Below are 25,148 nucleotides of genomic sequence, written 5' to 3' on the forward strand. Positions count from 1 at the left end.
TAGCTCACGCTGCCGGGGATTTTTCGCGTTCGTCCAACAACGCTGGCGATCTGCGTGGCGTCGGACCCGCGAGCGGCTAATTATTCTCGTAAAGCTATGGCATCCGACGCGAAAACCACTTGTTGCGATCGCCAAGGCGCTCAGCATAGCTTTGCTTGTGGACTTGGGGTGATGTCGTTCGCTCCTCCGGCGGGAGCTTGGGTCATTTCGGGGTTGCGTAACCCGGATCGATTTCGCCAGACTTGGGGCGGGTTCCACCATTCCAATGCCGGCGCCCGATGGACCAAGATCCGAAGCGTTGGTCCGCTTCGTGCCAATACCCACGTGCTCCGCTCTTGTCACAGGATCGCCGCAGACCATGACCGACCTGCCCAAGCTTCTCGTCACTCGCCGCTTGCCCGACACCGTCGAGCGTCATCTGACCGAGACGTGGGACACGACGCTGAACGTCGACGACCGGCCGCTCGACCGCCCGGCGCTGGTCGAGGCGATGACCGGCTATGATGCCTGGATGCCGACGATCACCGACCGGATCGACGCGGACCTGCTGGCCACGCCGGGGCGGCGGGTGCGCATCCTCGCCAATTACGGCGCGGGCGTCGACCATATCGATCTGGCGGCGGCGCGCGAGGCGGGAGTGGTGGTGACCAACACTCCCGATGTGCTGACCGAGGCGACGGCGGAGATCGCGATCCTGCTGATGCTGATGGCGGCGCGCCGTGCGGGCGAGGGGGAGCGGGAGGTCCGGGCGGGCGCATGGACCGGATGGCGCCCTTCGCACCTGATCGGCCAGGGGCTGTCGGGCAAGACCCTGGGCCTGATCGGTTTCGGCCGGATCGCGCAGGCGACGGCGGCCAAGGCGAAGGGGCTGGGAATGCGGATCCGCTATGCCAGCCGCTCCGCCGCCCCGCCCGAGGTGGAGCAGGCCCTGGAGGCGACGCGCGCGGCATCGCCGCAGGCGCTGGCCGGTGAATGCGATGTCCTGTCGCTTCACGTGCCAGGCGGCGAGGGGACGCGGCATATGGTCGATACCGACCTGCTTTCGCGGATGCGGCCGCATGCCATCGTCGTGAACACCGCGCGTGGACCGGTCATCGATGAAGAGGCGCTGGCGGATGCCTTGACCCGCGGTGTGATCGGCGGCGTCGGGCTGGACGTCTATGAGCGCGAGCCGGTCATCCATCCCGCCCTGTTGGCGCACCCCCGCGCGGTCCTGTTGCCGCATCTGGGCAGCGCGACGATCGAGGCGCGCACCGCCATGGGCCTGCGCGCGGCGGACAGTCTGGCGGCGTTCCTGCGCGGCGAGGAGCCTGCCGATCGTGTCGCCTGAAGCGGCGATCGCCGGGCTGATCGCGGAACGGCTGGCCGAGAGGCGGGTGGACGATCCGCCGCTCGTCCTGGGCCTGTGCGGCGCGCAGGGGAGCGGCAAGTCGACCGTCGCGGCGAGGCTGGCCGAGCGGTTCGCTGGCAGCGCGATCCTGTCGCTGGACGATCTGTACCTTACCCGCGCCGAACGCCAGCGGCTGGCGCGCGAGACCCATCCCCTGTTCGCCACGCGCGGTGTGCCGGGTACGCATGACGTGGCGTTGGGGATCGCGACATTGGCCGCCATCGCGCGAGGGGAAGCGGCGCCGCTGCCGCGTTTCGACAAGGCGATCGACGATCGTGCGCCCATGAGCACATGGCCGAACGCGCCCGAACACTGCGAACTGGTCATTTTCGAGGGCTGGTGCGTCGGCGCCCGGCCGGAAGCGGAGGAGGCGCTGGCCGCGCCGCTCAACCGATTGGAGGTGGATGAGGATAACGACGGCATATGGCGTCGTTATGCGAACGCCGCGCTCGCGACCGACTATCCGGCGCTGTTCGATCGTCTCGACATGCTGGTGCTGATGATGCCCCCCGACTGGCCGACGGTGCTGCGCTGGCGCACCCAGCAGGAGGATGCGCTGCGCCGGGCGAGGGGAGACGGGACGGGTGTGATGAACGACGCCCAACTGGCCCGCTTCGTCAGCCATTATGAGCGGCTGACCCGCCATATCTGGGCGGAGATGCCCGACCGGGCCGATCTGTGTCTGCGGCTGGACCAGGATCGCGGCTTGGCAAGCTGGTCCGTCCGCGATGGCCGACGCCTCGACGAAAAATGGCCCGGTGCGTGAACACCGGGCCAGTGGGGGAAACGGGAAGAGGGATCAGAACGAAGCGCGGACACCGAAGTTGAAGCGCGTTCCGAAATTCTGGATGTTCTTCACCCGCTCTTCGAGGACCGAATAGTCGAAGATGTAGGAGTTGGTCAGATTGACTCCCTGGACATAGACCTGGAACGCAGGCGTGATGTCGTAGGAGGCGCTGAAGTCCAACTGGCCATAAGCGCGACGGTTTTCCGGCTGGCCATAGTCGCTCAGGCAGCTACGCAGGAAGGAGGAGCGCCAGTTGTACGACGCGCGCGCCTGGATGCCGTATTTCTGATAGAACAGGCTGCCATTGGCCGAGTGCGGCGACAGGCCGTTATAACCGCAGGCGCTGTTGGTATTGGCTGCGCGCTTCGCGGTGTCGCTGACATAGGTATAGTTGCCCGCGATACCGAAGCCGCCGAAGAAGCCCGAGCTGATCCGGTCGGCGGTCAGCTGTGCGCCCACTTCGACGCCCGCGACCGATCCGGTCGCGCCGTTGCGGGTGCGGGTATCCTGGAAAGTATATTGGCCGATCTGGATCGGAAGGGTCTGCTGCTCGAGGAAGTCCGAGAACTCCTTGTAGAAGCCCGCCAGGCTGACATAACTGATGTCCGAGATATAAAATTCATAGGACAGGTCGTAATTGGTCGACTTGAACGGGCGCAGCGTCGGATTGCCGCCGCCCGAGGTCGCCGCCGTGACGCGGCCATTGTAGAAATTGTTGACGCCCAGATCGGTCAGCGTCGGCCGGGTGATCGTCTGCGAAAAGGCGCCGCGCAGCAGCATCCGGTCGGTCAGGTCGTATCGGACGTTCGCCGAGGGCAGGAAGTTGCGATAATGATTGCGGACGCTGACCGCCGTCGGGTTGCCGAGCGGGATGTTCAGATTGTCGTCGCCTGGGTTGACGAAGATGCCGAGGATCGGCTGGGTGAAGCCGCTCGACACCACCGAGGTGTCGGTGACGCGGAAGCCGACATTGCCCGACCAGCGCGGCCCGCCGAGCCCGACATTGATATAGCCCGCCCAGACCTTTTCGACCACGTCGAGCAACTGGCCCGGACGATCGCGAAGCCCGAACGGGCCCCCCGGCAAAGCCAGTTGCTGCGCCGCGACCGCCGCCTGCTCCGCCGCTGTGCGCCCCTGGCGTGCGAGCGCCAGTACCGAGGGCTGCGATAGATAGGCGAGCACCGCGGCGGGGTCGAAGGTCAGGAAGTTGACCGGCGCCTTGTCGCTGCCGGAAATCTTGGGGAGATAGTTGTTCAGGGTATAGGGCGACAGCAGGTTGGCCGGGACCGGAATGTCGTATCCGCAATAGGTGCAGACCGTGTCCTCGTTATTGGCGTTGGTCTGCGTCTTGTGCCGCCGGTTGAAGGCTGCGCCGAACAGGATCGACTTGACGGGGCCCTCATCCTGATTGCGGTAGTCGCCGTCGAAGTGGAATTCAGTGCCCCGGTCGCGAACCCGGCCTTCGCCCACCGAGCTGTAATGCGCCCGCATCAGGGACGGGTCGGTCACGTTGCCCAGATTGCTGATGATCGGCATGGTCACGCCGGGCAGCAGGTCGAAGCGCGGTGCGCTCTGCGCCAGTGCGCCGACGACGATGAAGGCGCCCGGCGTGCGGTTCTTCGCCTGAGTGGTCGAGGCGTCGAACTTCAGGTCGAGATTGTCCGCGACGCTCCACTTCAGGTTGCTGCCGATCTGGTAGCTGTTGCTGAAACGGTTGCCATAGGTCGAGGCATTGTCGTTCTGGGAGACCGTCACGCGCTGGTCACCCAGCGCCGGATCGGTCAGCGCGGGGTTGGCGGCCAGGAACTGCGTGCCGGGCCGGTTGAAGCCGTTGACCGTGCCGTTGCTGTTGGCGGTCAGGCCGATGAAGCGGGGCGTGAAGAACGGGCCGAAATAATGGCCGTTGCTCATCACGTTGAACTTTGAATAGAGCCCGTCGACGGTCAGCAGCAGGCGGTCGCTCAGCTTGGCCTGGAAGGTCGACGCGACGTTCAGGCGCTCGCGGCTTTCGTCATAGTGATAGAAGGCGGAGTCGCGCGGCGTAAAGATGTTGGCGGGGCTGTTGATCAACGCGCCCGCGGTCAGGCCCGCCGAGCTGGGTGTCCCGTTGATGAGGCCCTGGGAGCCAGGCAGCCAGCCATGGATGGCGAACTGGTCGAAGGCGCTGTAGCGCTTGGTATAGGACGCCGCGACGACCAGGCCGATCGTCTTGTCCTTGTTGGCGAAGGATGCGGTGCCGGAGAAGTCCGGGCTCGTCTTCTTGGCGAGCGTGTCATACATGCCGCCTGCCGACAGGGTCAGGTGTGCGCCCGTCTTGCCGTCCAGCGGCTTGGCGGTGATGATGTTGACGGTCGCGCCGATGCCGCCTTCCTGTAGCTGTGGTACCGTACTCTTGTAGATCTCGGTCCGCTGGATCATGTTCGGCGACAGCACGTCGAACGAGAATTCGCGGCCCGGATTGTCGGTGGCCATGACGCGGCCGTTGACCAGCACGGTGTTGAACTGCGGGCCCAGGCCGCGAACGGTGATGAACTGGCCTTCGCCGCCGCTGCGGTCGATCGCGACGCCGGTCACGCGCTGGAGCGAGTCGGCGATGTTGACGTCGGGGAACTTGCCGACATCCTCCGCCGACACCGCATCGACGATCTGCGACGCATTGCGCTTGATCGCGGCGGAGGATTTCAGGCTGGCGCGGATGCCGGTGACGATGATGTCGCCGCTGCTGGGCGCATCGGCCGACGCGGTGTCGTCACTTTGCGAGTCCGTACTATCCTGTACGGCGGCGGTCGGTGTGGTCTGCGCAAATAGCGTGCCCGGCAGAGCGATGCTGGCGACGGCGCACAGCAGATAGGCCCTTTTCATATCCCCTCCTTTTCGCCGCAATCGATTCGATCGTCAGCTTATGTGCAAGTTTGATTTCACTGGTGCGAACAGTCAATTAAAATATGGACGTGATATTTCAGAAAATCATTTTCGGTGTTTTGGGATTGACCGTCACGGCTGATTAGCCGCAAGAATGCTGCGTTCGCCATGCATATGCGTCTTGGAACACAAGAAATAGCGTGTTTGATATTTCAGGAGGGGATATGAAGGCGAACAGGATCGCGGACTATCGCGTGACCAGGCTTCAGTTCCGACGTGATCGCAAGGTCGGCGACTCGCAGGTCGGCGCGACCCAGGCCAATATCGTCGCCCTCGAACTGATCGACGAGGCGGGGCGCGTGGGCCTGGGCTTCGTGCAGGTGCTGTTCCAGCCGCTGCTGCCGGAAGCGACCATCGCCTGGGCCTTCGGACAGGAGGTCTTTCCCATGCTGGAAGGGCAGGAAGCCGGGGCGCTGGCTTTGCGCGTCGGGCGACCGCGCGGCGGCAATGTGCGCAGGATGCTGGTGCCGTTCGAGGAGGCGATCCAGCATGCGGTATGGGACCTGTTCGCGCAAAGCAGCGGCCTGCCGCTCTGGAAATTGCTGGGGGCGCAACGCGACTCGGTGCCGGTCTATGCCAGTGGCCTCGACTTTCATCTGTCGGATCATGATTTCACGGAATTGTTCGGTCGGGCCGCGCAGGCGGGTTATCGGGGATATAAGATCAAGGTCGGCCACCCGGAGATCGAACGGGACCTGCACCGCCTGGACCTGTTGAAAAAAGCGACCGGCGATGACGGGCGGCCGGTGATGATCGACGCCAACGAGGCCTGGACCGCCGCCGAGACCCGCGCCGCGCTCGCCCTGTTTGAGCGGGCGGGGCACCGCATCTACTGGATCGAGGACCCGATCCCGCGCGACGATTTCGACGGGCTGCGGCGGTTGCGGCTCGCCTGTCCCGACACCCGCGTCAACAGCGGCGAGTATCTGGACCTGTCGGGCAAGCGCAAGCTGCTCCAGGCCGAGGCGTGCGACATGCTGAACGTCCATGGCCAGGTCAGCGACGTGATGCGCGCCGGCTGGCTTGCGGGCGAGCACAATGTCGAGGTGACCTTCGGCAACAGCTTCCTGGAAATCGGCGTCAACATGGCGCTGGCGCTGCCGGGCGTACGGTGGCTGGAATATAGTTTCCAGAATTTCGAGCATCTGGTCGAGGAGCCCTATGCGATCCGCGATGGCCTGATCCATGGGCATGACCGCCCCGGCCATGGCCTGCGGTTGAGCGAGGCGGTGCGGACCCGGTATCGCACACCCGATCCGCTGGACGAGGCGGCGCTGCCGCCCGCGCCGCGCTGGGAACGCCCGGCATGAGCGTCGGGCTGACCCCGTCGCTCGAAGAGGCCGCCGCCGTGGTCGCGGCGGCGACCGACGACGCGGCGGGGCCGACGCCTTTCGTGACGGGCCGCCGCAAATGGGTGCTGCTGGTGTCGCTGGGCATCGTGTTCTTCACGCTGCTCACCCTGTACGCATCCTGTCTGGGCGTGCTGCTGCCCAACCAGATCCAGAATATCGATCCGGCGGGCAAGGCGAAGACGCTGGGCATCATCTATGCCATCACCTCGGTCTTCAGCACGTTGACGACGCCGATCGCGGGGGCGCTGTCGGACCGGACACGCAGTCGGTTCGGGCGGCGCACGCCCTGGATCGTCATCGGTGCGACCATCGGCGGGGTGGCGATCATCCTGACGCCTTATGGCGGCGGGCTGGTGGGGATCACCGCGATCTGGCTGGTGTCGGTCGTTACCCTCAATTCGATGCAGCCCGCGATCACGACATTGGTGGCCGACCGCTTTCCGCCCGAGGAACGGGGACTCGCATCGGGCGTCGTCGGCGGCGCGATGACGGCGGGGGTGTCGTTCGGCACCTTCTTCGCAGGGACGCTGGCGAGCCGGATCCCGCTGGCCTACGGCATCGTCGGCTCCGCGATCATCGTCGTGTGCCTGGCGTTCGTGGTGATCAATCCGGAACCGCGTGTCGCCCTGCCGCCCGCCACGCCGCTGAAGCTGGGGGCGTTCCTGAAAGGCTTCTGGATTTCCCCGCGCGAGCATCCCGACTTCGCCTGGGCGTTCCTGGGCCGGTTCGCCATCTATATGGGCTATCAGGCGATCCTGACCTATCTGCTCTATATCCTGCAGGACCATATCGGGATGAGCCAGGCGAGCGCGAACCGGATGATCGCCAGCATGTCGATCATCACCTTCGTGGCGCTGGTCGTCTCGGGTCTGGGCTCGGGCGTGCTGTCCGATCGACTGGGACGGCGAAAGCCGCTAGTCTTCCTCGCCAGCCTCGTCATGGCGGCGGCGGTGGCCATGCCGCTGATCGTGCCGACGGCGCAGGGCATGTTCGCCTATGCCGTGCTGATCGGCCTGGGATATGGCGCGTTCATGTCGGTCGACCTGGCGCTGATGACGCAGGTGCTGCCCAAGCCCAAGCCGGGTGCGGAGGATGCGACCGGCAAGGATCTGGGCATCCTGACCACCGCCGTCAACGTGCCCCAGATCCTCAGCCCGGTGATGGCCGCCGCACTGCTGTCCTCGACGGGCAACAACTATACCGTGTTGTTCGTGGTGTCGGGTGTCTTCGTGCTGGTCGGCTCGTTCCTGGTCCTGCCGATCCGGTCGGTCCGCTGAGATGACGTCGATCGCAGGCCAGGTGCCGCCTTTTCCCGAACCTTCGGCAGGAGATACCCCATGACATCGCGTTTCGCCGGAGCCGGGCTCCTGCTGCTGTCCACGCCTCTAGTCGCGGCGGCCCAGCAATTGCCGCCCGCACCCGCCATTCCATCGGCGCAGGCGGCGGGGATACCCAATTCGCACGAGTCCTTCAGCGCGATCTCGCTGCCCGTGCCGCCCGCCGCCATTCCCGTCATCCTGCGAGTATCGCCGCAGGGCGACGATGCGGGTGACGGATCGGCGGCGCACCCGTTCCGCACGCTGGAGCGCGCACAGCAGGCGGTGCGGCGGATCAACGCCGATCACGACGTCACGGTCGAACTGGCGGACGGGGTCTATGCCTTGGCCGCGCCTTTGCGCTTCACGGCGGCGGATGGCGGGCAGGGCGGGCATGTCGTCCGCTGGACGGCGGCGGCGGGAGCGCGGCCCGTGCTGTCGGGCGGCATGGCGGTCGGTGGCTGGACGCTCGCCGACCGGGCGCGGGATATCTGGGTGGCGGAGGTGCCGCGCGGCCTCGACCCGCGCCAGCTTTGGGTGGCGGGCCGGATGGCGCAGCGCGCGCATGTCCCGATCCCCCGAAGCGCTGTCGCCTTCACCGCCACGGGCATGACCATCGTCGATCCGGCCTGGCGCTTTCTGGCGAGCCTGCCCGATCAATCGCGTATCGAGGTCGAGCAGACCGGCTTCTTCACCGATCGCCGCGCGGTGGTCGATGGAATCGAGGGCGATACGATCCGGATGCAACAGCCCGGCTGGCGCAACAATCTCATCGGCTATGACACGCTCGCCCGGACGCTGGCGGGGGACAAGGGGCGGCTGTTCCTGGTCAACTCGCTCGCCTTCCTGCGCGAGGGCGGGCAGTGGTTCGTCGATTCGGCGGCGGGCAAGCTCTATTACAAGCCGCTGCCGGGCGAGGATATGGCGCGGATCGCGGTCGTGCTGCCCCGGCTGGAATCGCTGGTGTCGATCGCGGGCAGCTATGACCGCCCCGTGACCGACCTGGCGTTCGACGGGCTGGCGTTCCGCCACACCAGCTGGCTCGCCCCCTCAGGGGCGGAGGGCTATGCCAGCCAGCAGAGCGGCTCCTATCTGGCGGGATGGATACCGGGTTTCCCGGAGGACCCGATCCGCGATTGCAGCTGGGGATGCTGGGCGTTCGAGACGATGCGCAACCGCTGGCGCCAGCAGCCCGCCGCCGTGCAGGTCGCGGCGGCGGTGCGCGTGACCTTCGACCGTGCCGAGTTCACCCAATTGGGGCAGGTGGCGCTGGGCATCGGCAACAATCCGGAGGCCAATGACAGCGGCGTCGGATATGGCGCGGCGGGCGTCGAGGTGCGCCGCAGCCGCTTCGGCCAGCTTGCGGGCGGCGCGATCATGGTCGGCGGCATCCTGCCCGATGCGCATCATCCGCCCCGCCCCGAAATGGGCGTGCGCAATGTCGTCATCGCCGACAATCGCATCGAAACCGTGTCGCAGGATTACAAGGAACAGGCCGCGATCCTGGTCACCTATGCGGCGGGAACGGTCGTCACGCATAACGACGTGTCCGATGCGCCCTATGACGGGATCGACATCGGCTGGGGCTGGGGCGTCAACGATCCGGGCGGCAGCGGCGCCTATCGCACCCGGACGCGCGGCTATTACGACCAGCCCGGCAACATCGTGTACGACACGCCGACGATCCTGCGCGACACGGTGGTGCTCGGCAACCGGGTGCACAAGGTCAAGCAGTGGTTCGCCGATGGCGGCGCCATCTATCACCTGTCCGCCGATCCGGGCGCGCTGATCGCGGAGAATTACGTCTATGACGTGCCCGGCGGCATCGGCCTCTATCTCGACGAAGGGTCGCGCTATGTCACGGTCCGCCAGAATGTCATCCAGGGGGTGGGCGTGTGGCTGAACGCGAACACCATGGACGGCTATCGCCCGCACCGCACCACGCTGGACAATGTCGCGACGGGCAACTGGTATGACGGCGGCCGCCTGAACGGGTCCTGGGACGCCTATATGAACAACCGGCTGATCGACAATGTGAAGGTCGCACCCGGCCAGTGGTCCGGCCCGGCCCGCGCGGTGATCGATGCATCGGGCCCGCGCCCGGACAAGCCGCGATGAGTCCTCCCGCGGAATATCAACCGGTTGCAGCCGGTGGCGAGGGCCGTCGCAAAGCGGTAGGGGGCAAGGCCATGAACAAGACCGTCTCCGCCAAACGCCCGCGCACCCGATCCGCCAAGGCCAAGGAACCGACGGACTCCGGTCGCCGTCTGGGGGAGATGGCCTATCGCCGCATCCTGGAAGGGCTGTTCGACCGGCGCATTTCGGCGGGATCGTTCATCTCGCAGGGCGAGTTGATGCAGCTGCTCGACCTGCCCGTCCAGCCGCTGCGCGATGCGCTGCGCGTGCTGGAGACCGAGGGCATTTTGAAGATCCATGCCCGATCGGGCATCGAGTTCCTGAAGGCCGATCTGGAGCTGGCGCGCTCCACCTATCAGTTCCGCTCGATCATCGAGAGGTCGGCGGCGCGCACCTATGCCGAAACCGCCGAGACGGGCGAGATCGCGCAACTGATCGCCGACCACCGCGCGCTGCTCGAAAGGCTGCAAGACGGCGCGTCGGTGGAGAGCACGGCGGAGGAGATGGAGTCGCTGGAACAGCGTTTTCACGGCAGCATCATCGCATCGTTGCGCAACCCGATGATCGAGACGACGGCGCGGCGGCTGAAGAACTATGTCGCGGTGATCCGGCTCGACCTGACCGCGACGCCGCCGCGCATGATCCGCACCATCCGCGAGCATCTGGATGTGCTGGAGGCGTGCCTGGCGCGCGATCCGGCGGCGGCGGAGGCGGCGCTCACCCATCATTTCCAGGCGGCGTTGCAGCGCATTCTCGGCATGGTGTGACCAAATGTCGGGAAGGCCGCCGGTCGGCGGGTGCTTTTACCATTTGGTCCGCAGCGTCAGGCCATAGGTCCGGGGATCGCCCAGCGTCCCCGAGATCGCACCCGTGTTGTTGGCCGCCAGCGACAGATAATAGGTCGAGTCCGTCACGTTCCGGCCCCAGAACTGAATGTCATAGCGACCGTCCAGCGACCGGATGCCGAACCGCAGGTTGAGCAGCTCATAGCCCGGAATGTTGGAATGGCGGCTGAGGCTGGCGGTGCTGTTGCTACCCGAGCGATAGCTATAGTCCGACCCGGCATAAAGCTCCGCCTCATGACCGAAATTCACGCCCAGCGGCGCGCGGACCTCTCCACCGGCGGAGGCGGCCCAGCGCGAGACGCCGGGCAGGCGCTGTCCGCTCAGGTCGCAGAGCGTCCGCCCGGTGATCTCGATGGGGCAGGGGGCGTTGGCGTAGGAGATGTAGCGCGCATCGTCATAGGTGCCCGATCCGTACAGCGTCAGCCAGCGGGTCGGCGTGGCGCGGACATCGGCCTCGATCCCGCGCGTGCGGACCTTGGCGGCATTGGTGAAGAAGCTGACCCCGTTCCGCTCCACGTCGATGATGGTGGTCTGGTAATCCTTCACATCGGTCCAGAAGGCCGCGACGTTCGCGGTGATGCGCCCGTCCGCCCATGTGGTCTTGGCCCCGACCTCATAGCTGTCGATCGTCTCGGGGCGGATCACGGGGTTGGCGGCGAACTGGCCGGTGGTGGTGATGTTGGCGAGGTTCAGGCCGCCGAACTTGTTGCCCCGGGCATAGGTGGCATAGGCCAGGATCGGCGCGGCGACCTTCCACGACAGGGTCGCCTGCCCCGATAGCCGTCCTGCCTCGGTCCGGGCTTCGTAATAATTGGCGACGCCGTAGCGGGCCCGGATGGCCTGCGCCGCGGTCTGCTGCGCCGCCGTCAGTCCGGCGAGCGACGCGCCCGTCGCCGTCTGGTCGAAATAGCCGGACTTGGTTTCATAGGTATAGCGAAGGCCGGTGGTCAGATCGACCGCGTCGGTGATGTGCCAGATGGTCTGGGCGAAGGCGGCATAGCTGTCGGTGACGGGCCGTGAATGGCTGACGACGTTATAGCCGTTCAGTGCCGCCGCCCCGACCGCCGCGTTGGTGGTCGGGGGCAGGAACCAGTCGGCGGCGCGGGTGCCATAGCGGTTGACCGACTCCGCCTCGATCGACTGGTAGAGATAATAGAGCCCTGCGACATAATCGACCCGGCGGTTCCCGTTGGAGGCGATGCGCAGTTCCTGGCTGACCTGGCGCTGCTCGTTGCTCTGGTGGAAGTCCGCGCCCGCGTCCAGGCTGGTGCCGTCGCCGTCATTGTGCGGATACCAGTTCCAGGCGCGATAGGCGGTGACCGAGGTCAGCGTCGCGGGGCCGATATCCCAATCGGTGGTGACGTTCACCCCGTGCTGGTTCATCCGGTAGCGCGGGTTGGCGTCGGTGTCGGTCGTCCGAAGCGCGGGATCGGCGGCGACGGGGCTGTATCCCAATCGGGTGGCGCGGTCGTAATAATTGTTCGGGAACAGCGTGCCGTTGTCATAATTCCGGATCGCACCGAGCAGGATGCTACCCGCCGTGAAACTGTTCTGCCGCCCCCAATCGCCGATGATCCGCAAGCTGAGGGTATCGGTCGGCTTGTAGAGCAACTGACCGCGCAGGTTGAGGTCGTGGAAGTCCTGCCCATAGCGCCCGTCGAAGCGATTGCGGGTAAAGCCGTCGCGGTCGGTCTTCGACACGAACAAACGCGCCGCCACCGTGTCGGTGAGCGGCCCCGAGACATAGGCGTGAAGCTGTCGGAAATCATAATTGCCCAGGCTGGCATCGCCGCCCGCCTGCCAGTCGAAAGTCGGCTGTTTCGTCGTCACGACCACGGCCCCCGCCGAGGTGTTCTTGCCGAACAACGTGCCCTGTGGCCCGCGCAGCACCTCGATACGCTCCAGATCGGCGAGGTCGAACACCGTCTGGCCGGGGCGCGCCAGATACACGCCGTCCAGATAGACGCCGACCGCCGGTTCCAGCCCGTCATTATAGACCGCGACATTGTTGCCCAGGCCGCGAATGTTGATGCTGGTGTTGCGCGGATTGGTGTTGGTGACGACCAGGCTGGGGGTCAGTTGCTGAAGGTCGCGCAGGTTGAAGGTGCGGGTGGATTCGATCTGCGCCGATCCGAAGGCGTTGATCGCGATCGGCACGTCCTGGCTCTTCTCGGTCCGGCGGCGTGCGGTGACCAGGATATCGTCGGACTGGGCCACCGGTTCTGCGACCGAACCTGGTTCATCGACTGTGCCGGGCGCGACCAGCGCCTGCTGCGCCAGCGCGGGTGTCGTCAGGATCATCGCGCCCGCCAGCAGGGCTGCACGGCGACCAAGAGCGTTCGGTATCGGCATCAACAAGTCCTCGGACGGTGGCAGGGAGCGCGGCAGGCGCCGCCCGCATAGGGCTATGAATGTCGTTGTCCGAAGCGAACGAAGTAATTCCTATCGGATTAGTAGAGAATGTTCATTGTCCCCCGGCCGCTGCCGGCTATGCCAGGCGTGCAGCCGCGTGAGCGGCCCGAAAGGGGAAGAATATGATCGGCGGAAAATTCCTGGCAGCAGCCCTCCCGGCCTTGATCCTGGCCACGCCGCTTCTGGCGGAACCGGTGCGCGGCAGCCCGGCGGAGACGGCTCCGCAACAGGCGGCCAAGGACGCGCCCAACTTCCTGGTCATCGTCGCGGACGATCTCGGCTGGTCCGATCTGGGCGCGTTCGGCGGTGAGATCGCGACCCCCAATCTGGATGCGCTGGCGCTCTCGGGCGTGCGCTTCACCGGCTTCCACACCGCGCCGACCTGTTCGCCGACCCGCTCGATGCTGATGAGCGGGGTCGACAATCACGAGGCGGGGCTCGGCACCATGGCGGAGTTGCTGGGCCCGGCGACGCGCGGGCAGCCGGGCTATGAGGGGTATTTGAACGACCGGGTCGCTTCGATCGCCGAGCTATTGCGGGCCGGCGGCTATGCCACGCTGATGGCAGGCAAATGGCATCTGGGCCTGACTCCCGACCGCGAGCCCGCCGCGCGGGGGTTCGAGCATAGCTTCGCGCTGCTCCAAGGCCTGTCCAACCATTTCGGCGCGGACCAGAACGAGGCCTGGACCAAGGCCGAACTCGCCCCCAGCTACCGCGACGACGGCAAGCCCGCGGCCTTACCCAAGGGGGCCTATTCGGCAGATTATTTCGCCGACCGCCTGATCGGCTATCTCGACGCTTCAGCGAAGGCGGGGGACAAAAGGCCGTTCTTCGCCTATCTGCCCTTCACCACGCCGCACTGGCCGCTTCAGGCCCCGGCGGAGACGATCGCCAAATATAAGGGGCGGTACGATGCGGGCTATGAGGCGCTGCGGGCCGAGCGGCTCGCGCGGCAAAAGGCGCTGGGTCTGGTCCCCGCCGATGCGGTGGCGCATTCGGTCGAGCTGGCCCGTCCCTGGGCGTCGCTGAGCCCCGAGGAGCGTGCGGTCGAGGCGCGCAAGATGGAGGTCTATGCCGCGATGGTCGACCGGATGGACCAGAATGTCGGTCGTGTCATCGCCGCGTTGAAGGCGCAAGGGCGGCTCGACAACACGGTCATCCTGTTCTTCGCCGACAACGGCCCCGAGGGCAACGAGATCAAGGCACCCAGTCCTCGGTTCAAGGTCGGCTCGCCCGATGCGGCGCTACCGCCCGCCGAGGCGCTGGGCATCGACAACAGCCTGGACAATATCGGCAAACCGACCAGCTATGTCGGCTATGGCCCCGGTTGGGCCCAGGCCAACTCGGTGCCGTCCTGGCTGGTCAAGGGCTATACGACCGAAGGAGGAATCCGCGTCAGCGCCTTCGCCGCCGGGCGCGGGGTGAAGGGCGGCGGGCGGATCGCCAATGCCAATCTGGACGTGCGCGACGTCGCGCCGACGTTGCTCGACTATGCGGGGCTTCGCCAGCCCGGCACGTTCGCGGGCCATCCGATCCTGCCGCATGAAGGGCATAGCCTGCGCCCCGTTCTCGCCGCCGACGCGAACGGCGTGCGCTCCGCCGACGAGACGCTGGGTTACGAGCTGTTCTTCCGCCGGGCGCTGCGCAAGGGGGAGTGGAAGGTCGTCTTCCTGCCCGCCCCGACCAACAATTATACGCGCGGCGGCGTCAGCACCGGGCGTTGGCAGTTGTTCAACGTGGCAGCAGACCCGGGCGAAACCAAGGACCTTGCCGCCGCCGAACCCAGGCGGCTGGCCGAGCTGGTCGGCGCGTATGAACGCTATGCCCAGGCGAAGGGCGTGGTGCCGCTCCCCGCCGATGCGCAGGCACCCGCACCGGCGGCGCGGCCATGAGGATCGCGGCGGCGCTGCTACTGAGCCTGGCGGCCAGCGTGACGCTGGGCGCGCGGGCGGCCGAGCCGGTGCGGCGCTGCATCGCGCGGGATGGGATCGTGACCGTTGCGGCGGGCACGGTGCTGCTGGGGGAGGATGGCACGGATCGGCCGGGGCGGGCGGTGCATGTCGCGGCGTTCCGCATCGATGCGCATGAGGTGACCAACCGCCAGTTCGCGGCCTTCGTCGCGGCGACCGGCCATCGCACCCGCGCCGAGCGGGAAGGGGCCTCGGCGCTGTTCGTCGCGCCGACCCAGCCGGTGTCGCTCGACGATGCGTCACGCTGGTGGCGCTGGACCAAGGGGGCGGACTGGCGGCATCCTAATGGGCCGGGCAGTGACCTGACAGGGCGCGCGGACGAGCCGGTCGTCCATGTCGACCGCGACGATGCCGCCGCCTATGCGCGTTGGGCAGGCGGCGCGCTACCCAGTACCGAGCAATGGGAACGGGCGGCACGCGGCAACCAGAATGCCGCTCGCGATCCGGTCGAATGGGCCTTCGACCATGGCAAGCCCCGCGCCAATGTCTGGGAGGGGGTGTTTCCGATTCGCGACACCGCCGATGACGGCTATGCGGGGATCGCGCCGGTCGGTTGTTTCGAGGCGAACGACCTGGGGCTCTACGACATGGTCGGCAATGTCTGGGAATGGGTGGCGGGCGACGGGCAGGTCGGGCTGGTCAAGGGCGGCAGCTATCTGTGCGCGATGAGCTATTGCGCCAATTTCCGACCCGCCGCCTATCAGGCGCAGGAGCGCGACCTGCCGACATCGCATATCGGGTTTCGCGTGGCCTATCCCGCAGGACCCGATCGGCGGCTGGACCGACGGGGATAGCCGCTTCCTACCTGCAAGTGCGACCATGGCCGCACTTGCGGGGATCGGCCGATGCTATTTCCGGGCGAACTTCCCCGCCGCCGCATCCTGCCTCAGCCGGGCGATCGCCTGCCTGGTCCGTTCGAGTGCGGCGTCCAGCTTGGCTTCGTCGCTCAACTGGTACGGCTTCTGTTCGATGAGCGAGCGCAGTCGGCCCTTCATGTCCGCCACGTCCCATTCCCCGCTGCGGGGACGCGCCCGCTTGCCCGCCTTGATGCCGATCCGGTGCAGGCCTTCCTTGATCGCGCCCTTGATGATGCGGAGCGAGGTGGAGTGTTTGGGCGCATAGACGTCGCGCACCGAATGGAACGTCATCGCCATGCCCAGCGACGCCGCCCAATCGCACCATTTGGAGGTTTCGAAGCCGGGTGCGATCCCCACCGCGATCCAGGGCGTGCGGAACGCGTCGGCAACGATCGCGCCGTGCATCGCCTCGGTGATCAGGCCCTCCAGGCGTCCGATGCGCCGCACCGTCCCCTTCGCCTCGTCGCGCGGATTGATGAACTCCAGTCCGAGTTCCCTGGTCGTCTTTTCCCAGTCCCAGTGATCCAGGCTCCAGATATGCGGCATGAAGCCGATGCCCCGCCGGGGCCCCAGATCGGAAAATTCGGGAAAGTCGCGCAGCAGCATCGCCGGGTCGGTCAGCACGGTTTCCTGGCCCAGCCCCGAATAGGCGGCGGTCAGGGGTCCCCGGACGCCATAGATATGCCACTTGTCATCGAGATGGGGCGGACCGCCGGCCTTGCCGCCGCCGCTGCCGATCACGATCTTCTGGCTGTCGGCGGGCAACTGGTCGGTGAACCAGCGGCTGAATATCGTGCCCATGCCCAGCAAAATCGTCGAATCGTCATCGTCGAGCAGACCCGGGGCCACTTCGTCCCAGAACCACTCGTTCAGATCGTCGCCGAAGTTGCCGTGCGATCCGGGTCGTGAATATTCCAGCTTCATATCGGCCCCTTATGGTTGATGGCTTTGTCGTCAGCAGATGATGAACGGGCGTGCGGATTTCGGACGATGCGGTGTCCAACGTGAAACCCCGGAGCCTCTTGGCCTCTCGTCATATGCCGTAAACCGCATTTGCGGCGAATGGGCGTCTTGTCGCCGCTGAAAGCCGGATGCGCAAGGGCTTGGACCCGGGTCGGTCGCTACGACCGCGTCGCAGATGACCGATTCCGGGACTATGCGCGATCCGCCGGATCGTCCGCCGAAAGGGGGGAATTACTCCATGACCGACAACAGGTCGTCGACGCTGCCGGTCGCGAACGCGGTATATTGGTCCCCGATCGCATAGGGCAGCAGGATGCGGCGTTTGTGGAGCAGCGCGCCGCAGCTATAGGTGACATTGGGGACATAGCCGCCCCGCTGTTCGGCGGAGGGGAAGAGGAGGGGCGAGTGGGTCCGGCCCAGCACCTTGGTCGGGTTGTCCTTGTCGAGCAGGCAGGCACCGACGCAATAGCCCCGGATCATGCCGACGCCGTGGGTGAAGACCAGCCAGCCCTCATCGATCTCGATCGGCGAGCCGCAATTGCCGATCTGCACGAATTCCCACGGATATTTGGGACCCATGATGCGCATCCCTTCGTCCCAGATGTGCAGGTCGTCGGAATAGAGCAGCCACAGGTTCACATTGTCCTGCCGCCCGATCATCGCGAAGCGGTCGCCGATCCGGCGGGGGAACAGCGCCATGCCCTTATATGCCGACAAGGCCCCGGCCAGGGCGCGCATCTCGAAACGCTGCTGGTTGATGCCGCGCAACATCTCCGACCGGGCGACATTGCCGTCGAACGCGGTGTAGGTGCCGATCACGCTCTCCACCCCGTCATGGTCGGTGAAACGCACCAGCCGCAGATCCTCGACGCCCTGGCGCTGGCTGGGCAGGATGGGGAAGATCACCGTCTCGGACACGTCCTCGCTGTCGTCGGCGAGCATCCGGACCCAGCCGCCCTCATTGCTCTCGATCCGCGGCGGCACGCCTTGCGGGCTCGGCGGATCGACGACCAGGCCGGTGCCGCCATCCCAACTGCCGGTGCGAAAGGTGACCGAGGAAATATGCCCTTCGCCGACGCCGCGCAGCGACAGGAGGAAGCGGATATCGTCGTCATCGGGGTCCTGATCCGGCACGGTCACGATGCTGGGGTTGAACAGGGCGGCGGATTCGAACGCATATTCCTGGCTGAAATAGGCGCCGAGCAGCAGCCGGTCGCGCTTTTCCCCCATGGCGATATCGCCCAGATCGTCCTTCACCTCGTCGAAGCGGCGGAGGAAGACGCCGTCGACGTTGCGATGCCTTTTCTCCATCGCCGCCTGTAGCAATTCCAGCATCCGGTCGCGCGTCTCAGCGTCCAGCGCCATGACGCGCCTCGCCACATCCTGCGCACGGGTCGGTTTGCGATCGAAGGCGGCCGGATAGCCGAAGCTGAACGGGCGAAGCACCGTGCGGGACGGATCGGGTTTGAGTTCGACGTCCAGTTTCGTGAAGACATCTGCGGCATTCATCGGCTTGGCCTCTCGTTCGACGGTCCCTCGCCGACGATAAAGTCCCGCCGGTCGATTTGATCCTCCGCGGGTCGTGAAACGGGTGAGGGGGGCGGCGCCGAGGGTGGGACCTTTTTCCCCTGGTCCGCACGGCTAGCCGAAAATGGACCGGTCGCTCAGACCTTCAGGATGATCCCGCGCCGGTCGAGCGCCCAGCCGAATGCGCAGCAGATGAGCGTATAGACGAGCGCGCAGAGCAGCGACCCGACCGGTCCCGGCGCGATCGCCTGGAACAACGTCTCGCCGACCCAGGTGTACAGACCCGTATCGGGCCGGACATGGATCAACTCCAGCGCGACGACCAGCAGTTCGGAAAAGAGATAGATGGCCAGCGGATTGCGTCCCAGCATCTGCAGGAAGGAGCGCCCGAAGCGGACGCCGCGCACCTCGACCAGCCATAGCGCCACGCCCAGCAGGATGAGGTCGATCCCGACCGTCAGCGCGACGAACGATCCGGTCCACAGCTTCTTGCCGATCGGCAGCACGGGCGACAGCAGCAGCGCGACGACGATCAGTCCCGCGCCGATCGCCGCCAGCCGCCCGACCGTCGCCATATGCTTGCCCCAGCGCTGGATGGCGAGGCCGGTCAGATAGCCCCCGATCACATTGGCGGTGGCGGGTAGCGTGCCGAGCAACCCCTCGGGATCGAAGCCGTGATCCTTGGTATAGAGATGCGCCGGGCCGATCAGCCACAGGTCGAACAAGGTGCCCGCATTCCGGTATCGCCCGAACGCCTCGCCCGCCGGGCTGAGCCCGACCAGGATCGCCCAGTGCGCGACGACCAGCCCGATCGCGACCCACAGCAAATGGCTGGGCCGCAGATAGCGTGCGCAGAGCGCCCCCAGCAGATAGCAAAGCGCGATGCGTTGCAGCACGCCGGTCAGGCGCGTGTCGGCGAAGGGCTTGGCGACCCAGCTTCCGTCCGCCTGATGGGTGACGAAGGGGAACCAGTACATCAGCACGCCGAGCAGGAAGATCAGCGCGGCCCGCTTGAACACCCGGCGCAGGAAGACGCCCTCCGGCATCGGCCGGGTGAGCGCGAAGCTCATCGCGTTGCCGACCGCGAACAGGAAGGTCGGAAAGATCAGGTCGGCCAGCGTGAAGCCGAACCATGGCGCATGCTGCAACTGGGTGAAGGCGCCGCCCGCGCCCGCCGTGTTGACGACGATCATCAGGAAGATGGTCGCGCCGCGAAACATGTCGAGCGAGGCGAAGCGCTCCGGCTTGGGCATGGTCGTCGTCACCGGTCGATCTCCGTCATCAGGGCGCGGGCTTCGGCCACCGGATCGGCGGGCGCGGCGGCCTTATAGGGGCGGGGATCGGCGACCCACGCCTTTTCCCAGTCGAGCAGCTTCGTGGTAAAGGCGACATCGTCGACGGGCCGCTTGGCCAGGGCGGCGGCGCGGGCTTCGGTCAGATAGCGGGTCCAGCGCGGCAGGTAATAGTCCGCATACATGCCCGCCCAGGCCTTGGACGCATAATCGCCCAGATGGCCGCGCCCGCCCCAGATCGTCACCTGCGCCTTGGCGTTCTGTTCATAGGCGGTCTTTTCGGCAGGGGTGTCGCCATAGGCCCGCGCATCGGCGATCCAACTGGCCAGGCTTTCCTGCTGTCCGCCGATCAGGTGATCGATGCGGAGCGCCAGCGCCTTCATCCGCGCCGTCGCCCGGTCCCCGGCGGCGACGTCTCCCTTTCGATAGGCGGCGACGGCGGCCTTGACGCTGTCGTCCAGCGACAGGCTAGCGGCATGGCGGGTCAGGTCGACCAGATCATAGCGATAGAGCGGGCTCTTGCCGTAAATGGGGGCGAGCTTCAGCAGCGCCGCGATCCCGGCGCGCAATTTCGCGCGGTCGCCGGGCGCGGTCGGATAGGTCGGCGCATCGGCGGCGGGGCGCTTGAAGAACAGATACGCACCCGCCCGCTCGTTCCACCAGCGCGGGGTCCAGTAGCGCACGTCATAGGCACCCGCGATCACGTCCTGCCACGCCGCGACCATCGCCGGATCGCTGCGCCCGTAGCGCGCGGCGGTGTAGCGGCTCAGCCAGGGCCCCAGCGCCATGTCGCCGCCCGGCCATGCGACGTCATAGGCATAGTCATAGACCAGGCTGTTGCTGTGCAGCCCTTCGGGGAACATGCCGAACCCGCGCACATTCCCTCGCGCCGGGTCGGTGAACAGCGCTGCCACGTCGCGGCGGTAGAAATCGGGCGCGCCATAGACCGGGTTGCTGCCGCCATAATTATGGACATAGCCATAGACCCAATTCTTGCCGTCGAAGCCGTTGGTGGTCTTCCAGATGCCGGGATAGCGGTCATTGCCGATGTCGAGGATCAGCATCTTCTCGTCGGGCACGTCCTTCAGGAAGGCGGCGATGGCGTCGGGCGTCCAGAATTTCTTGTCCGCGCCGAACAGCCAGCCCTGCATCACCCAGGTCGCACCCGGCGCGGCGGCGGCGATCGAGGCGTAGAGACGCTGGCCATAGGCCGCCAGCCGGGCGTCGCGAACCTCGCGGGGCAGCGCCGCCGCCTTGGTCGCGGCATCGAGTGCGGGGGTGTTGGCGGTCGCATCGCCGTAGGAGGCATGGGCGGTATCGCTGCCATCCTCGGCGATCGGCGGCACCATCTCGTTGAAGGCATCGGCCAGGTAATATTGCCCCGACCCATACTCGGCGGTGTAGAGTTCCAGGAACCGCTTCGCGAGTGGCGCGAAGAGCGGATCGGACGGGTCGAGCCAATAGGTCCCCTCGAACCCCTCCCAGGACCGCATCTTGTAGATGCGTGCCTTGGGATGCGCCTCGGCAAAGGCCTTGGGCACGTAACCGGCGAAGGCGGGCAGGATCGGGGTCATGCCCAGATCGCGCATCCGGGCGAGAATCCGCTTTTGCAGGTCGTGCTTCTTGTCGATCCATCCCGTGGGCAGGGGCGCCCGATAGCCCTCGATATTGCCCATGCGCTGCCACGGCAGGAAGGCGGGGCCGGAGAAATGCCGCGCGATCTGCGCTTCGCTCAGGCCCTGTTCGCGCCACAGCTTGCGCCAGACATAATCCTGCCCCTCCATGGCGAGCGGCATGTCGACGCCGCGCACCGCCATGTCGTCGATCTCCCGCTCCCAGCGGGGCCAGCCCCACCAGGGCGTGGTATAGCCATAGGTGCAGGTGTTCAGATAGGCGCGGAAGCCGAAGGGCGAGGACACCCAGCCGCTGTCCCGCGCGGCCAGCCCGGTCATCGGCCCGACGCGTCGTCCCTCCCAACTGACCGACAGCCGCCCCTCCGCCTGCAAGGTTGCGGCGATCCCGCGTATGGCGGCAACGGGCGAGGATGCCTGGACGGTCAGGCGGTCATGATCCACCCGCACCCGGTAGCGCGGGGTGGCGGAGTACTGGATCGTCACCGCCACCTGCCGTTCCGGCACGCCCAGCCTTTGCAGCGCCGCTCGGGCGGCCTGGCCGCCATCCGCCCGCGCGTGGGCGACGGACGCGGTGAGAAACAGGGTGCCGATCAGGCCCAGCGCTTTGGAAGAGGTCATCACGGACGGCATTGTCCCCGGCAAATGGCGAAAAGGGAAGGGCGGACCGGCCCGCACGGCGGTCCGCCCTTCAGTGGGGGGGTCAGAACCTCGTCGAGGCCGAGAGGTAGAAGGTGCGACCCGTCCGGCTGGCCAGCTGGAAGGTGTCGGCGTTGGTCTGATAGGCATCCTCATGGGTGTTGTTGAGGTTGATGATGCCCGCCGTGAAGCTGAGATAGCTCAGCGGATTGAAGCCCAGCGCCAGGTCCATCTGGGTGCGCGGGCGGACCACATGCGTCAGGCCGCTATTGACGAAGAAGCTCGACGCCGCGTCCTGGACATAGGAGCTGCGGTGATTGACCGACAGCCGGACGCTGAACATCTCGTTTTCCCAATAGGGCGTCAGGTTCCAGGTCAGCTTGGACAGGTCGCGCAGGTTGAAGCCGGTGCCGATCGCGCTGGCATCGGTATCGACCACGGTGACGTTGCCGACCGCGCCGAAGCCCTTGACCGGCAGGATCATGTCGAAATTCTGCGACGCGGAGAATTCGACGCCCTTGATATGGATGACCCGGTCGTCGTTCAGCACCCGGCTGAAGCTATAGTCGGTCGTCTGGTCCGCCGACTGGCAGTCGCTGACCACGCCGTTCAGCGTCACCCCGTCGAACGAGCCGGGGCAGTAGAATTGCGTGAAGGTGCCGTTCTTCACCGCCTTGTAGAAGCCCGCGACGCTGATCGAATTGCCCTTGCCATGGTAGAATTCCAGGCTGAGGTCCAACTGGTTGGCGGTCAGCGGCTTCAGGCGGCTCTCGCCTTGCGCGACGGAGACGCTGGGGCGCAGGCTGGTAGTTACGCGCGTGATGGTGTCGGCCATCTGCGTTTGGCTGTTGAGCAGCGGGCGGACCAGCACCTTGGCGGCGGCGATACGGGCGACCAGGCGCGGCGTCAGGTCCAGCGCGAAGCTGGCGCTGGGCAGGACGTTGCCATAATCCTGCACGACATGCTGCTGGCCGAGCAGCGTGGCGTTGCTGTCGGTGCCGTTGGTCAGGCTGCTGGTGACGTTCTGGTGGGTGTGCTCGTAGCGGACGCCGACATTGCCGCGCACCGGCAGGTTGAACAGCGTGCCGTCGATATTCGCCATCGCATAGACCGCCGGGATATAACGGTCGACGCGATAGGTGTTGGGCCAGTCGGGCGTGTCGGGAACCGTGATGCCCTTGTCGCGCAGGATCTGCTGCCACAGCGGCGCATTGACCGACAGGAAGCTGTGCGGGATCGACATCGATCCGCCCAGGAAGTTGTTCACCAGCACGCCCGTCTTCGACAGATCGGGGATCCAGGCGAATTCGGGATAGGTCACGGGGTCGCTGACATCGGCGTCGCGATCGTGGCGATAGGCCTTGGTGTCGAAGCTCTCATGGTGATATTTCGCGCCGAACACCAGCGCCTTGATCCCGTGGAAATCGACATCCTGGGTCAGGTCGGTCTGGATCGCGCGGTCGCGGGCCGACTGGATATGCGTCGCGCCGTCGACAAAGGCGTACCAGGTGCGGTTCGCCATGTTGTAGATCGATCCGTCGGTCAGGCTGGCGGTGTTCCACTTGACGTTGAACGGATCGGAAATGTCGAGCGTACCGCCGTTCGCGAAGCGGACCTCGTCGATCGTCGCCCATTCGTACAGCTTGGCGTCCCCCTGGGTATAATGGCCGATCGCCTTGATATGCGTGGTGTCGGTCGGGCTCCAGTTGACGGTGCCGGTATAGGCCTGGGTCTGGAGCTTGCGCAGTTCGGGCTGGTCGTTGTTGTCGACGTTGAAGTTGCTGATCGAAATCTTGTCGGCGACGCCGTTGGCGGTGCTGTTGACCGTCACCGCCGAAGTCGCCCAGCGGCCGAAGACCATCTGGCGGGTGTCGTAGCGGGTGTGGTCGCGCGAATATTCACCTTGCAGCAGGACCTCGAAATTGTCCTGCGGCTTCCACTGGATCGCGCCGCTGCCCATCAACTGCTCGGTATCGCGGTCGATCCGGCGGTAGCGGAGATTGCCCGGCACCTGCGCATCGGGGGCGCCCGCCACCGCGCCCGGCTGATACCAGTTCTTGATGAACAGATAGTCGCCGCGATCCTTTAGCTTCTGATAGCCGACGTCCAGCATGACGCCGATCGTGTCGTTGGCGAAGCGCTTGATATAGGCGGCATTGACCTTGGGCGTGACGCCGCCGCGGAAGTCGGAATGATAGGCCTTCACGCCCGCGATGAAGCTGGGGCCCTTATAGGCGAGCGGCTTGACCGTATCGATGTTGACGGTGCCCGCGAGGCCACCCGTGTCCATGTCGGCGGTCGGCGACTTGATGACCTGGATCGCGCTCGCCAGATCGGTCTGGATGATGTCGTAGCGGAAGCCGTCCTTGAAGTCGGCGCTGGCGAAGGTCTGGCCGTTGATCGTGGTGCGGGCATATTGCGGGCCCAGGCCACGGATGCTGATCGTCGAACCGCGTCCGTTGATGTTGGACATCTGGACGCCCGCGATCCGCTGGATCGCCTCGGTCACGTTCTGGGCGGGAAACTTGCCGATATCCTCCGACGAGATGCCGTCGGTGATACGGATGTCGTTGCGCTTGGCGGCCAGCGCGGAGGCGATGCTCTGGCGATAGCCGGTGACGGTGATCTCGCTCTGGCTGGCGTCGCCCGCCGTATCGACCTGCGGCGTCGCCTGTCCGGTATCGGCGGTAACGGTGGCGGCGGACGTGGCGGCGGCGGTCTGCGCCAGGGCCGGCGCCGCGATCATCGCCGAGGCCATCCAGGTTGCCGTAAACGCCGTCGTCTGAAGCAACCGCTTGCGCCCGAGACGCGACGCGTCCTTGCGCGGTGACATAGTCATGCTCATTTCCCTCCCTCTGATCCCGACGCGAAGCAGATCGCGCCGGGCTTCCCCGAGACTTTTGTGGATAGGGCGTGCGTGACCGTCGGACAGGCAGGGGCCGTCATCGACCGGAACGGGGTGGCGTTCGCGGATCGGGGTGGGCCGTCACTTCTGCTGCGTCAGGACGCGGAACCCTTCCGAAGTCGATCGCCGTGGCCGCCGCCCGACCTATGGGTCGTGTGCGTCGATCCCGTCGAAAGACCGAAAATTTCTTCCTGCATCACGGTG

At 66.1% G+C, this 25,148-nt stretch carries 15 protein-coding genes; 8 read left to right on the forward strand and 7 right to left on the reverse strand.

Features of this window, described 5'->3' with window-relative positions; translation table 11 throughout:
- Positions 1–358: 358 nt before the first annotated feature.
- Together OXQ33_RS10620 and OXQ33_RS10625 are read left to right on the forward strand one after the other, a co-directional pair.
- Positions 359–1,330, forward strand: a complete 972-nt coding sequence (locus tag OXQ33_RS10620) for a D-glycerate dehydrogenase (protein WP_267434659.1) — start codon at positions 359–361, stop codon at positions 1,328–1,330.
- Positions 1,320–2,156, forward strand: coding sequence for a kinase (locus OXQ33_RS10625; protein ID WP_267434660.1), 837 nt, complete (start codon positions 1,320–1,322; stop codon positions 2,154–2,156). The genes OXQ33_RS10620 and OXQ33_RS10625 overlap by 11 nt, the downstream gene beginning before the upstream one ends.
- A 33-nt stretch (positions 2,157–2,189) precedes the next feature.
- On the opposite strand, the gene OXQ33_RS10630 is transcribed toward OXQ33_RS10625, so the two are convergent.
- Complete coding sequence (locus tag OXQ33_RS10630) at positions 2,190–5,039, reverse strand: TonB-dependent receptor (RefSeq protein WP_267434661.1); 2,850 nt, start codon at positions 5,037–5,039, stop codon at positions 2,190–2,192.
- A 224-nt stretch (positions 5,040–5,263) separates the two neighbouring features.
- On the opposite strand from OXQ33_RS10630, the gene OXQ33_RS10635 reads away from it, so the two are divergent.
- From OXQ33_RS10635 to OXQ33_RS10650, 4 genes are all read left to right on the forward strand, one after another.
- Positions 5,264–6,409 (forward strand): enolase C-terminal domain-like protein, encoded by a 1,146-nt coding sequence (locus OXQ33_RS10635; protein WP_267434662.1) that lies wholly within the window; start codon positions 5,264–5,266, stop codon positions 6,407–6,409.
- On the forward strand, positions 6,406–7,728 hold the full coding sequence (locus tag OXQ33_RS10640) for an MFS transporter (protein ID WP_267434663.1): 1,323 nt from the start codon (positions 6,406–6,408) through the stop codon (positions 7,726–7,728). The genes OXQ33_RS10635 and OXQ33_RS10640 overlap by 4 nt, the downstream gene beginning before the upstream one ends.
- A 60-nt stretch (positions 7,729–7,788) precedes the next feature.
- Positions 7,789–9,885, forward strand: a complete 2,097-nt coding sequence (locus OXQ33_RS10645) for a right-handed parallel beta-helix repeat-containing protein (RefSeq protein ID WP_267434664.1) — start codon at positions 7,789–7,791, stop codon at positions 9,883–9,885.
- 71 nt (positions 9,886–9,956) lie between these two features.
- Positions 9,957–10,670 carry a GntR family transcriptional regulator gene (locus OXQ33_RS10650; RefSeq protein WP_267434665.1) on the forward strand — a complete coding sequence of 238 codons (714 nt, stop codon included), beginning with the start codon at positions 9,957–9,959 and terminating at the stop codon, positions 10,668–10,670.
- Between the two features lie 36 nt (positions 10,671–10,706).
- Here OXQ33_RS10650 and OXQ33_RS10655 read toward each other — a convergent pair whose 3' ends face one another.
- Positions 10,707–13,100, reverse strand: a complete 2,394-nt coding sequence (locus tag OXQ33_RS10655) for a TonB-dependent receptor (protein ID WP_267434666.1) — start codon at positions 13,098–13,100, stop codon at positions 10,707–10,709.
- Positions 13,101–13,282: 182 nt separating this feature from the next.
- Between OXQ33_RS10655 and OXQ33_RS10660 the strand changes: the two genes are divergently transcribed.
- Both OXQ33_RS10660 and OXQ33_RS10665 read left to right on the forward strand, forming a co-directional pair.
- A complete protein-coding gene (locus OXQ33_RS10660; protein ID WP_267434667.1) occupies positions 13,283–15,052 on the forward strand; it encodes an arylsulfatase in 1,770 nt (589 codons plus the stop codon).
- A complete protein-coding gene (locus OXQ33_RS10665) occupies positions 15,049–15,924 on the forward strand; it encodes an SUMF1/EgtB/PvdO family nonheme iron enzyme (protein ID WP_267434668.1) in 876 nt (291 codons plus the stop codon). Before OXQ33_RS10660 ends, OXQ33_RS10665 begins: the two co-directional genes overlap by 4 nt.
- A 54-nt stretch (positions 15,925–15,978) precedes the next feature.
- Here OXQ33_RS10665 and OXQ33_RS10670 read toward each other — a convergent pair whose 3' ends face one another.
- The 5 genes from OXQ33_RS10670 to OXQ33_RS10690 all read right to left on the reverse strand — a co-directional run bounded on the left by OXQ33_RS10670 (position 15,979) and on the right by OXQ33_RS10690 (position 24,884).
- A complete protein-coding gene (locus tag OXQ33_RS10670; RefSeq protein ID WP_267434669.1) occupies positions 15,979–16,911 on the reverse strand; it encodes a hypothetical protein in 933 nt (310 codons plus the stop codon).
- A 270-nt stretch (positions 16,912–17,181) separates the two neighbouring features.
- Positions 17,182–18,459 carry a glycoside hydrolase family 130 protein gene (locus tag OXQ33_RS10675; protein ID WP_267434670.1) on the reverse strand — a complete coding sequence of 426 codons (1,278 nt, stop codon included), beginning with the start codon at positions 18,457–18,459 and terminating at the stop codon, positions 17,182–17,184.
- A gap of 155 nt (positions 18,460–18,614) precedes the next feature.
- Positions 18,615–19,742 (reverse strand): heparan-alpha-glucosaminide N-acetyltransferase domain-containing protein, encoded by a 1,128-nt coding sequence (locus OXQ33_RS10680; protein WP_267434671.1) that lies wholly within the window; start codon positions 19,740–19,742, stop codon positions 18,615–18,617.
- Positions 19,739–22,021: an alpha-N-acetylglucosaminidase gene (locus OXQ33_RS10685; RefSeq protein ID WP_267434672.1), complete on the reverse strand. Its 2,283-nt coding sequence runs from the start codon at positions 22,019–22,021 to the stop codon at positions 19,739–19,741. The genes OXQ33_RS10680 and OXQ33_RS10685 overlap by 4 nt, the downstream gene beginning before the upstream one ends.
- An 82-nt stretch (positions 22,022–22,103) precedes the next feature.
- Entirely contained in the window at positions 22,104–24,884 is a 2,781-nt protein-coding gene (locus OXQ33_RS10690) for a TonB-dependent receptor (RefSeq protein WP_267434673.1), read from the reverse strand.
- Positions 24,885–25,148 lie beyond the last annotated feature (264 nt).

Origin of the sequence: Sphingomonas sp. GM_Shp_1 (assembly GCF_026540895.1) — a bacterium.
In the GTDB taxonomy this organism is placed as follows: domain Bacteria; phylum Pseudomonadota; class Alphaproteobacteria; order Sphingomonadales; family Sphingomonadaceae; genus Sphingomonas.